The following is a 10,564-nucleotide window of genomic DNA, read 5'->3' as shown; positions in this document are numbered from 1 at the left end:
TTTTTTGGAGCACTGAAAATGCAGTGGCAACCCCATATCACCGTGGCCACGGTGATCGAAGATGATGGCCGTTTCCTCTTCGTCGAAGAGGTCAAGGCCGGCCGCCTGGTACTCAACCAGCCGGCCGGGCACCTGGAAGCCAATGAATCGCTACGCGAAGCCGCACTGCGCGAGACGCTCGAGGAAACCGGCTGGGACGTCGAGCTCACCGCCCTGCTCGGCATCTACCTCTATACCGCACCAAGTAATGGCGTGACCTATCAGCGCGTGTGCTTCAGCGCACGCCCCGTGCGCCATGACGCCGAGCGCGAGCTGGATAACGACATCAGCGGCATCACCTGGTTGACCCGCGATGAGCTGGCCACCCAGCCCGAGCGCTGGCGCAGCGAGCTGGTACTGCGCTGCGTGGACGATTACCTGGCCGGTGTAAACGGGCCGCTTGAGCTGCTGCGCGACTAAGCGTAGCCCAATGAGATCCGGGGATGTCGTGCTCACCGGTTCCAGATGAGGACGCAGGGCGGACCGGAACGCCGGCCGCTCGTAGCGAAGCGAGCAGTCCGCCGCTCTTGAGCGCCACACAAACCCAGCGGCGTACTGCTTCGCGACGACTGCATGGATGCAGGAGGTAGAGCGACGCAGGAAGCCAAAGCCGAGTACGCCCTACGGGCGGCAGGCTTTCTGGTAGACTCGGCAACTTTTAAGGCTTCACTCGCAGATTCCTATGCAAGCACCTAGCACCCAACGCGTGATCGTCGGCATGTCCGGCGGCGTCGACTCGTCCGTTTCCGCCCTGCTGCTGATGGAGCAGGGTTACCAGGTCGAAGGCCTGTTCATGAAGAACTGGGACGAAGACGACGGCACCGAATACTGCACCGCCATGGATGACCTGGCCGACGCCCAGGCCGTATGCGACCGCATCGGCATCAAGCTGCACACCGCCAACTTCGCCGCCGAATACTGGGACAACGTGTTCGAGCACTTCCTGGCCGAATACAAGGCCGGGCGTACGCCGAACCCGGACATCCTGTGCAACCGTGAAATCAAGTTTAAAGCCTTCCTCGACTATGCCCTGTCGCTCGGTGCCGACCTGATCGCCACCGGTCACTATGTGCGTCGCCGCGATATCGATGGTCGCACCGAACTGCTCAAGGGGCTCGACCCTAACAAGGACCAGAGCTACTTCCTGCACGCCGTCGGCGGCGAGCAGATCGCCAAGACCCTGTTCCCGGTTGGCGAGCTGGAAAAGCCGCAGGTACGCGCCATCGCCGAGAAGTACGAGCTGGCCACGGCGAAGAAGAAGGACTCCACCGGCATCTGCTTCATCGGTGAGCGTCGCTTCAGTGACTTTCTCAAACAGTACCTGCCGGCCCAGCCAGGCGACATCGAGACCACCGAGGGCCAGGTCATCGGCCGCCATCACGGCCTGATGTACCACACCATCGGCCAGCGCCAGGGGCTTGGCATCGGCGGTCTCAAGGACGCCAGCGACGATCCCTGGTACGTGCTGCGCAAGGACCTAACGCGTAACGTACTGATCGTCGGCCAGGGCAACGAACACCCCTGGCTGTTCTCACGCGCCCTGCTCGCCTCGGAAATCTACTGGGTCAACCCAGTGGATCTGAGCAGCCCGCGCCGCCTGACCGCCAAGGTGCGCTACCGCCAGAACGATCAGCACTGCACCCTGGAGAGGACCGAGACCGGCTATCGCGCCGTGTTCGACGAGCCGCAGCGCGCCGTCACTCCGGGTCAGTCCGTGGTGTTCTACGACGGCGAGGTGTGCCTCGGCGGCGGCGTGATCGAAACCGCAGAAGCCTGGTACGAGGACGCCCGATGAGCCCGCTGCAGGAGCAACTGGTTGCCCTCGGCGCCGTATTCGAAGCAGCAGTGCTGGCCGACAAGATCGCCCGCACCGGCCAGGTCAGCGAAGCCTCGATGGGCTGCATGCTCGGCAGCCTGCTGGTGCGCGACCCGAAAAGCACGCTGGACGTATACGGCGGCGACGATCTCAACCTGCGTGACGGTTATCGCGCGCTGATCAGCTCGCTGGAGCGCAATCCGTCTGCCTTGCAGCGCGAGCCCCTACGCTATGCGCTGGCGATGATCGGCCTGGAGCGGCAACTGGACAAGCGCGGCGACATGCTGCAGGTGATGGGCAGCCGGCTGGATCAGATCCAGCAACAGGTCGAGCATTTTGGCCTGGTCCATGACAACGTCATCGCCGCCTGCGGCGGCCTGTATCAGGACACCATCAGCACCTTCCGCCAGCGCATTCAGGTGCACGGCGACATGCGCTTCCTGCAGCAGCCGAACAACGCCGCGAAAATCCGCGCCCTGCTGCTCGCCGGCATCCGCTCGGCGCGCCTCTGGCGTCAGCTCGGCGGCCACCGCTGGCAGTTGGTATTCAGTCGCGGCAAGCTGCTCAAAGCGCTCTACGACATGACGCGAAACTGACCATGGAGCCCGCCAGCCGCAGCGTCAAACCCCTTCAGGGTGCCCTGCTGCTGGCGCTCTCGGCGCTGCTGTTTGCCTTCACCGGAGTCGGCATCCGCGAGATTTCCGTCAGCGTCAACAACGAGTCGGTGGTGTTCTTCCGCAACCTGGTCGGCGTGTTGTTCTTCCTGCCGCTGCTGCTGGTGCGCGGCATTCGCCCGTTGCGCACGACCCGCCTGAAGTCCCATCTGTGGCGCACCACCTATGGCCTGGCGGCGATGTACTGCTTCTTTTATGCCATCGCCCATCTGCCATTGGCCGACGCCATGCTGTTCACCTATTCGGCCCCCGTCTTCACTCCGCTGATCGCGCATATCTGGCTCAAGGAACCACTGACCCGACGCATGCTGATCAGCAGCCTGATTGGCTTGTGTGGCGTACTGCTGGTAGCCAAACCCAGCGCAGCATTATTCGAAGGGCCAGCCCTGGCCGGCCTGGCTGCCAGCCTGCTGGCGGCCTTTGCCTTCGTCTCCATCCGAGAGATGAGCGACAGCGAGCCGGCCACACGCATCGTCTTCTATTTCTCGCTGTTTTCCGCGTTGTTTTCCGCCATCCCGCTGACCTGGAGCTGGCAGCCGCTGGACGCCAACCAGCTTGGCTGGCTGCTGGGCATCGGCCTGCTGGCCACCGCCAGCCAGGTGATCATGTCACGCGCCTACGGCCTGGCGCCGCCGGGACTGATCGGTCCGGTGGCTTACCTGGCCATCGTCTTCGCCGGCATCATTGCCTGGCTGCTCTGGGGCGAGACGCCAGACACCCTGTCGCTGTTCGGCGCGGCGCTGATTTTTGCCGCCAGTCTGTTATCGGTCGCAAGACGCAGGGCATAGGCGGCCAAGCGCCGGTTTTCATGTATGATATGCGCCCTTTTCGTCAGAGGTCGTCCAGGCACCTGAGCTAGCGCCCGCTTCATCGAAGCCGGCGCGATGCACAGCGATCCAGGATGACTTTTCAGCCCGACAGCCCGAGAACGCCTACATGCAGCTTTCCTCGCTCACCGCGGTTTCCCCCGTCGACGGCCGCTACGCCGGCAAAACCAGCGCCCTGCGCCCTATCTTCAGCGAATACGGTCTGATCCGTAGCCGCGTACTGGTCGAAGTGCGCTGGCTGCAGCGCCTGGCCGCTCACGAGGGCATCCCGGAAGTCGCGCCCTTCTCCGCCGAAGCCAACGCCCTGCTCAACGAGCTGGCCGAGAACTTCGCCGTCGAGCACGCCGAGCGCGTCAAGGAAATCGAGCGCACCACCAACCACGACGTCAAGGCCGTGGAATACCTGCTTAAGGAACAGGCTGCCAAGCTGCCGGAGCTGGACAAGGTCAGCGAGTTCATCCACTTCGCCTGCACCAGCGAGGACATCAACAACCTGTCCCACGCCCTGATGCTGCGTGAAGGCCGTGACAGCGTGCTGCTGCCGCTGATGAAGCAACTGGCAGGCGCCATTCGTGAACTGGCAGTGAAGTTCGCTGACGTGCCGATGCTCTCGCGCACCCACGGCCAGCCGGCCTCGCCGACCACCCTTGGCAAGGAACTGGCCAACGTCGTCTACCGCCTGGAGCGCCAGATCGCTCAGGTCGCGGCCGTGCCGCTGCTGGGCAAAATCAACGGCGCCGTGGGCAACTACAACGCCCACCTGTCGGCCTACCCGAGCATCGACTGGGAAGCCAACGCGCGTCAGTTCATCGAAGGTGACCTGGGCCTGACCTGGAACCCCTACACCACCCAGATCGAGCCGCACGACTACATCGCCGAGCTGTTCGACGCCATCGCTCGCTTCAACACCATCCTGATCGACTTCGACCGCGACGTCTGGGGCTACATCTCCCTCGGTTACTTCAAGCAGAAGACCGTGGCCGGCGAGATCGGCTCCTCGACCATGCCGCACAAGGTCAACCCGATCGACTTCGAGAACTCCGAAGGCAACTTAGGGATAGCCAACGCGATCTTCCAGCACCTGGCCAGCAAGCTGCCGATTTCCCGCTGGCAGCGTGACCTGACCGACTCCACCGTGCTGCGTAACCTGGGTGTCGGCTTCGCTCACAGCGTCATCGCTTACGAAGCCAGCCTCAAGGGAATCAGCAAGTTGGAGCTCAATGCTCAGAAAATTGCTGAAGACCTGGATGCCTGCTGGGAAGTGCTCGCCGAGCCGATCCAGACCGTCATGCGTCGCTACGCCATCGAGAACCCGTACGAGAAGCTGAAAGAGCTGACTCGCGGCAAGGGCATCAGCCCCGAGGCCCTGCTGGCCTTCATCGACGGCCTGGACATGCCTGCCGCCGCCAAGGAAGAGCTCAAGCAACTGACTCCGGCGCGCTACATCGGTAACGCCGTGGCCCAGGCCAAGCGGATCTAAGCGCGATCAGCCTGGCAGACAGCCGAAAAACTACCTACGTTGGCAATACTGCATTAAAACCGGCCTCAGAATGCTCATTTACAGCACGTAAACTCCGCTTCTTCGGCCGCTTTTGCCTTGTCTTGCCTGCCTCGCCTACGTTTTTTGACAGTCCGCCAAGGACGCCCGGCTGAGCCGGGCGTTTTTGTTTTAAGGTTTTTATCTATTTCAAGGGCTTACTGATGAATCCTGATACTCCGCTGCAATTGCTGGGCGGCCTCACAGCCCGTGAATTTTTGCGCGACTACTGGCAGAAAAAACCGCTGCTGGTGCGCCAGGCCATTCCCGACTTCGAAAGCCCGATCAGCCCGGACGAACTGGCCGGCCTGGCGCTGGAGGAAGAAGTCGAATCGCGCCTGGTGATCGAGCATGGCGAGCGTCCCTGGGAACTGCAGCGTGGCCCGTTCAACGAGGACAGCTTCCAGGATCTGCCCGAGCGCGACTGGACGCTGCTGGTGCAGGCCGTCGATCAGTTCGTTCCGGAAGTGGCCGAACTGCTGGAAGACTTCAAGTTCCTGCCTAAATGGCGCATCGACGACCTGATGATCAGCTTCGCCGCCCCCGGTGGCGGCGTTGGCCCGCATTTCGACAACTACGACGTATTCCTGCTGCAGGCTCACGGCCATCGCCGCTGGCAGATTGGCCAGATGTGCGATGCCGACAGCCCGCTGCTCCCCCACGCCGATCTGAAGATCCTGGCCCAATTCGAACCAACCGATGAATGGGTGTTGGCACCCGGCGACATGCTTTACCTGCCGCCCTGCCTCGCCCACTGTGGCACCGCTGAGGATGATTGCATGACCTATTCTGTGGGCTTCCGCGCGCCGAGCGCCGCCGAAGTACTGACCCATTTCACTGATTTCCTCGGCCAGTTCCTGCCCGACGAAGAGCGTTACAGCGATGCCGACATCCAGCCGAGCGAGGATCCCAACCAGATCCAGCGCGACGCCCTGGAGCGCCTCAAGGCGCTGCTCAACGAGCACATGAGTGACGAACGCCTGCTGATGACCTGGTTCGGCCAGTTCATGACCGAGCCCAAGTACCCGGAGCTAGTTGCCGGCATCGAGATCGAGGAAGAGGACTTCCTCGGCGCACTGGAAGATGGCGCGATCCTCATTCGCAACCCCAGCGCACGCATGGCCTGGTCGGAAGTCGGCGAAGACCTGGTGCTGTTCGCCAGCGGCCAGAGCCGCCTGGTTTCCGCCCGCCTGCGCGAGCTGTTGAAGCTGATCTGCAGCGCCGATGCGTTACATGTGGAAAACCTCGGCGCCTGGCTGGCCGACGACGAGGGGCGTACCCTGCTATGGGAACTGGTCAAGCAAGGCAGCCTGGGATTTGCCGATGAGTGAGATCACTGTCCGTGTCGCGGACTGGCATAGGGACAATGCCGAGCTTCGTCGTATCCGCGACAGCGTTTTCGTTGCCGAGCAATCGGTACCGCCGGAGCTGGAATGGGACGCCGAGGATGCCGACGCCGTGCACTTTCTCGCCGAGGAAGGTGATTACCCGGTGGGTACCGCGCGCCTGCTGCCCGATGGCCATATCGGTCGCGTTTCGGTGCTCAAGGACTGGCGCGGCCTGAAAGTGGGCGAAAAACTGATGCAGGCGGTGATTGCCGAAGCTGAAAAACGCGGCCTGCATCAGCAAATGCTCACCGCTCAGGTGCACGCCACGCCGTTCTATGAAAGGCTAGGCTTCAGGATTGTCAGCGACGAGTACCTCGACGCCGGCATACCGCACGTGGATATGGTGCGCAGCAGCCAGTAGAGACCGAAATGAACGACAAAGACGCCCCGGTCGAACCGATCGATACGCCAGATCCCATTGAACTGGCGGCCATCGAATTCGAGTCGCCGGGGCGTTTTGCCGTGCACAACCCCGAACCCATCACGCCGGATGCGGCGCAATGGGAGCCGGCCCCGTTCATACTCGGCCAGCACGAGCGCCTGGAGCGTTTCAGCCAGCCCCAGCAGGCTCGCGCCCACATCCTGGCGCTGATCCAGCAAGCCCAGCGCAGCCTGTGCCTGTACAGCGATGACCTGGAGCCCTGGCTCTATCACCACAGCAGCGTGCAACAGGCCTGCACCCGGTTCCTGCTGAGTAGTCCTCGGGCGCGCCTGCGCATTCTGCTGCGCGACCCGACCCGTGCCGTAAAGGAAGGTCATCGTCTGCTCGCCCTGTCACGCCGACTGTCCTCCAACCTGCATATCCGCAAACTCAATCCGGACTATGCCAGCGAGGAACTGGTCTTCCTGATCGCCGATGACAGGGGCCTGTTCGTGCGACCTGAACTCGATCAACAATCCGGCTACACCCTGTACAACGATCCGGCGCGCGTGCGCCAACGCCAAACCCAGTTCGACCAGGCCTGGGATACCAGCATCACCGACCCTGATCTGCGGAGCTTTCTGCTATGACCCTGCGCACGCTGTTCGCCGCCCTGCTTCTCGGCCTGTGCCTGCCGCTGCAAGCGGCCACCGAGGTAATCGCATTGAATTACCGCACTGCCGATGACGTACTCGGCGTGGTGCAGTCGATGCTCGGTAACGAGGGCAAGGTCAGTGCCTATGGCAACCAACTGATCGTCAATGCGTCACCGGCCAAGATCGGCGAGGTGCGCGTGCTGCTGCAGCAACTCGACACCCGCCCGCGGCGCCTGCTGATCACCGTCGAAAGCGCTGACAGCAATTACCAGAACGACCGCGGCTATCGCGTCGACGGCACCCTCAGCGCCGGCAATGCCGAGGTTCAGGTCGGACGTGGCGAAGTCAACGGTCGCGACCAGGTGCGCATCATCCGCCGCAGCACCGACAGCCGTGGTGGCGGCACCCAGCAGGTACAGGCCACCGAGGGCTATCCGGCGCTGATCCAGGTCGGTCAGAGCGTGCCGCTGACCACCACCAGTACCGGCCCGTACGGCCAGGTTTACCAGGACACCCAGTATCGCGACGTGACGCGGGGCTTTTACGTGACAGCCAGCCTCTCTGGCGAACTCGTCCACGTGGCCATCAGCAGCCAGCGCGATCGCGTCAGCAACAGCCGCCCCGGCGTGATCGACGTGCAAAGCACCGACACGCGCGTCAGCGGTCGTCTCGGCGAGTGGATTACCTTGGGCGGCGTCAGCGAGGAAACCAGCTCCAGCGGCCGTGACGTGTTGCGTCGACACTCCACCCAGGGCCGCGAGGACATGTCGCTGCGCCTTAAGGTCGAAGCGATCGACTGACACCCCCGACCAAAGTCGAATGCCTTTCCCTCGCAAGAACGATGGACAACTCTCGCAACCCGCGAAATGCCTGAAACGCCCAACCCATGGGCTGCCAAGCGTGACCAGCCAGTCGCCTACTGAATATGTAGTAGCTTTAAAAAACCACTACAAAACGTTTGACGAAGCATTTTCCCAGAGGCATGATGGCCTCGCTCCCGCTAGCCAGGGGTCCTGAAAAGGATCTCCAGACCGCCCGCGAAGTACTTCGCACCGGTCCGTGTCCCAACAGCCCACAAGGCCGTACGACGAGGTTGCGACTGGAACGAAGTTGTCCTGAGGGACGGGGAAGCGTTTAGCGTCAGACAGATCGAAAGCCCAGCAGGTGCCCAAGGTTTCCACGAGCCAAACGGCCCACGCGACGCTCTCGCACTGTTCGCCACATCCCCCTCCTCGCGGTCAATCCTCGCCCCAGCCGTATTCTCGCCGTCAAAGTGGAAGCCTCCCGCAGCCGCTGCATCCGTGCACGCATTGCGTGGGTAGTCGGTGCTCAACCAACACATTTTTTTGAAGGATTGACCATGTCCGCATATCAAAACGACATCAAGGCTGTAGCCGCTCTGAAAGAGAAGTTCGGCAGCAGTTGGAGCGCTATCAACCCCGAGTCCGTCGCCCGTATGCGCGCTCAGAACCGCTTCAAGACCGGTCTGGAAATCGCTCAGTACACTGCTGACATCATGCGCAAGGACATGGAAGAGTACGACGCCGACTCCTCCCTCTACACCCAGTCCCTGGGCTGCTGGCACGGCTTCATCGGTCAGCAGAAGCTGATTTCGATCAAGAAGCACCTGAAGAGCACCAACAAGCGCTACCTCTACCTGTCGGGCTGGATGGTCGCTGCCCTGCGTTCCGAGTTCGGCCCGCTGCCGGATCAGTCGATGCACGAGAAGACCGCCGTCTCCGACCTGATCGAAGAGCTGTACACCTTCCTGCGTCAGGCCGACAGCCGCGAACTGGACCTGCTGTTCACCGCTCTGGACGCTGCCCGCGACGCTGGCGACCACGCCAAGGCTGCCGAGATCCAGAACCAGATCGACAACTACGAAACGCACATTGTCCCGATCATCGCCGACATCGATGCCGGTTTCGGTAACCCGGAAGCCACCTACCTGCTGGCCAAGCGCATGATCGAAGCGGGTGCCTGCTGCATCCAAATCGAAAACCAGGTATCCGACGAGAAGCAGTGCGGCCACCAGGACGGCAAAGTTACCGTTCCACATGCCGACTTCCTCGCCAAGATCGCTGCCGTTCGCTACGCCTTCCTGGAACTGGGTATCGACAACGGTGTAATCGTTGCTCGTACCGACTCCCTGGGTGCCGGCCTGACCAAGCAGATCGCCGTGACCAACCAGCCGGGCGACCTGGGCGACCTGTACAACTCCTTCCTGGATTGCGAAGAAGTGTCCACTGCCGAACTGAAGAACGGCGACGTCGTTCTGAACCGCGAAGGCAAGCTGCTGCGTCCGAAGCGCCTGCCGTCCAACCTGTTCCAGTTCCGCGCTGGCACCGGCGAAGACCGCTGCGTACTGGACTGCATCACCAGCCTGCAGAACGGCGCCGACCTGCTGTGGATCGAAACCGAGAAGCCGCACGTTGGCCAGATCAAAGCCATGGTTGACCGCATCCGCGAAGTCATCCCGAACGCCAAGCTGGTTTACAACAACAGCCCGTCCTTCAACTGGACCCTGAACTTCCGCCAGCAAGTGTTCGACGCCATGGTTGCCGAAGGCAAGGACGTTTCCGCCTACGACCGCGCCAAACTGATGAGCGTCGAATACGACAATACCGAACTAGCCCAGATCGCTGACGAGAAGATCCGTACCTTCCAGCGCGACGGCTCCGCTCACGCCGGCATCTTCCACCACCTGATCACTCTGCCGACCTACCACACTGCCGCTCTGTCGACCGACAACCTGGCCAAGGGCTACTTCGCCGACCAGGGCATGCTGGCCTACGTGAAAGGCGTACAGCGTGAGGAAATCCGTCAGGGCATCGCCTGCGTCAAGCACCAGAACATGGCTGGCTCGGACATCGGCGACACCCACAAGGAGTACTTCGCTGGCGAAGCCGCTCTGAAAGCGAGCGGTAAAGACAACACCATGAACCAGTTCCACTAAGAACGGTTCCCCTGCTGCGGACCACGCATCCGCAGCAGCCTGCTTGCCTAATCCGCCCCGGCTTGCCGGGGCTTTTTTTACTTGCGCGATAAACCGCTTCAGCCAAACAGGGCGCAGCCTTGGCATATCCCCAAGACAGGATGGGCGAGTAAATGCCAAAGGCCCGATAAACCTTGAGGCAGAGCTGCAGGCGGAGAGATACATCAAGAGAATTTAAGTCAATGCCTGCTGCCGTCGCCCCAATACCAAAGTGGCAGACAATTACTCATCTTGCCGAGGCGCATCACCCAGCAAAATGAGGCAGATTAGC

The 10,564-nt window shown here is 62.0% G+C and carries 10 protein-coding genes; all 10 read left to right on the top strand.

The features are described 5' to 3' along the window. Positions 1 to 18: 18 nt before the first annotated feature. Positions 19 to 459 carry an NUDIX hydrolase gene (locus tag N5J71_RS09885; RefSeq protein WP_003460440.1) on the top strand — a complete coding sequence of 147 codons (441 nt, stop codon included), beginning with the start codon at positions 19 to 21 and terminating at the stop codon, positions 457 to 459. A gap of 262 nt (positions 460 to 721) precedes the next feature. After that, entirely contained in the window at positions 722 to 1,834 is a 1,113-nt protein-coding gene (gene mnmA / locus N5J71_RS09880; protein ID WP_003460441.1) for a tRNA 2-thiouridine(34) synthase MnmA, read from the top strand. Continuing rightward, the gene (gene hflD / locus N5J71_RS09875; protein WP_055985572.1) at positions 1,831 to 2,451 is read left to right on the top strand and encodes a high frequency lysogenization protein HflD; all 621 of its coding nucleotides are present in this window, start codon (positions 1,831 to 1,833) and stop codon (positions 2,449 to 2,451) included. The genes mnmA and hflD overlap by 4 nt, the downstream gene beginning before the upstream one ends. Before the next feature lie 2 nt (positions 2,452 to 2,453). Then, entirely contained in the window at positions 2,454 to 3,317 is an 864-nt protein-coding gene (locus tag N5J71_RS09870) for a DMT family transporter (protein ID WP_003460444.1), read from the top strand. Between the two features lie 148 nt (positions 3,318 to 3,465). Continuing rightward, on the top strand, positions 3,466 to 4,836 hold the full coding sequence (purB, locus tag N5J71_RS09865; RefSeq protein WP_074858419.1) for an adenylosuccinate lyase: 1,371 nt from the start codon (positions 3,466 to 3,468) through the stop codon (positions 4,834 to 4,836). Positions 4,837 to 5,057: 221 nt separating this feature from the next. Further along, a complete protein-coding gene (locus tag N5J71_RS09860) occupies positions 5,058 to 6,224 on the top strand; it encodes a ribosomal protein uL16 3-hydroxylase (RefSeq protein ID WP_003460451.1) in 1,167 nt (388 codons plus the stop codon). Next, positions 6,217 to 6,642, top strand: coding sequence for a GNAT family N-acetyltransferase (locus N5J71_RS09855; protein WP_003460453.1), 426 nt, complete (start codon positions 6,217 to 6,219; stop codon positions 6,640 to 6,642). Before N5J71_RS09860 ends, N5J71_RS09855 begins: the two co-directional genes overlap by 8 nt. 8 nt (positions 6,643 to 6,650) lie before the next feature. Beyond that, positions 6,651 to 7,292, top strand: coding sequence for a DUF7931 domain-containing protein (locus N5J71_RS09850; protein ID WP_003460460.1), 642 nt, complete (start codon positions 6,651 to 6,653; stop codon positions 7,290 to 7,292). Next, positions 7,289 to 8,098 carry a secretin N-terminal domain-containing protein gene (locus tag N5J71_RS09845; RefSeq protein WP_003460463.1) on the top strand — a complete coding sequence of 270 codons (810 nt, stop codon included), beginning with the start codon at positions 7,289 to 7,291 and terminating at the stop codon, positions 8,096 to 8,098. The genes N5J71_RS09850 and N5J71_RS09845 overlap by 4 nt, the downstream gene beginning before the upstream one ends. Positions 8,099 to 8,658: 560 nt before the next feature. Beyond that, a complete protein-coding gene (locus N5J71_RS09840) occupies positions 8,659 to 10,254 on the top strand; it encodes an isocitrate lyase (protein ID WP_003460464.1) in 1,596 nt (531 codons plus the stop codon). The last annotated feature ends 310 nt before the right edge of the window (positions 10,255 to 10,564 follow it).

It is taken from the genome of Ectopseudomonas oleovorans (assembly GCF_029845265.1).
GTDB classification, from domain to species: Bacteria; Pseudomonadota; Gammaproteobacteria; order Pseudomonadales; family Pseudomonadaceae; genus Aquipseudomonas; species Aquipseudomonas oleovorans.
Note: the sequence above shows the minus strand (reverse complement) of the source record. Positions and strands in the feature narration are given on the sequence as shown.

What these genes read in the sequence shown, in the direction of transcription:
- hflD (WP_055985572.1), top strand. Translation starts at nt 1,831, where the DNA reads ATGAGCCCGCTGCAGGAGCAACTGGTTGCCCTCGGCGCCGTATTCGAA.
- N5J71_RS09855 (WP_003460453.1), top strand. Translation starts at nt 6,217, where the DNA reads ATGAGTGAGATCACTGTCCGTGTCGCGGACTGGCATAGGGACAATGCC.
- N5J71_RS09845 (WP_003460463.1), top strand. Translation starts at nt 7,289, where the DNA reads ATGACCCTGCGCACGCTGTTCGCCGCCCTGCTTCTCGGCCTGTGCCTG.
- N5J71_RS09885 (WP_003460440.1), top strand. Translation starts at nt 19, where the DNA reads ATGCAGTGGCAACCCCATATCACCGTGGCCACGGTGATCGAAGATGAT.
- N5J71_RS09840 (WP_003460464.1), top strand. Translation starts at nt 8,659, where the DNA reads ATGTCCGCATATCAAAACGACATCAAGGCTGTAGCCGCTCTGAAAGAG.
- N5J71_RS09850 (WP_003460460.1), top strand. Translation starts at nt 6,651, where the DNA reads ATGAACGACAAAGACGCCCCGGTCGAACCGATCGATACGCCAGATCCC.
- purB (WP_074858419.1), top strand. Translation starts at nt 3,466, where the DNA reads ATGCAGCTTTCCTCGCTCACCGCGGTTTCCCCCGTCGACGGCCGCTAC.
- N5J71_RS09860 (WP_003460451.1), top strand. Translation starts at nt 5,058, where the DNA reads ATGAATCCTGATACTCCGCTGCAATTGCTGGGCGGCCTCACAGCCCGT.
- mnmA (WP_003460441.1), top strand. Translation starts at nt 722, where the DNA reads ATGCAAGCACCTAGCACCCAACGCGTGATCGTCGGCATGTCCGGCGGC.
- N5J71_RS09870 (WP_003460444.1), top strand. Translation starts at nt 2,454, where the DNA reads ATGGAGCCCGCCAGCCGCAGCGTCAAACCCCTTCAGGGTGCCCTGCTG.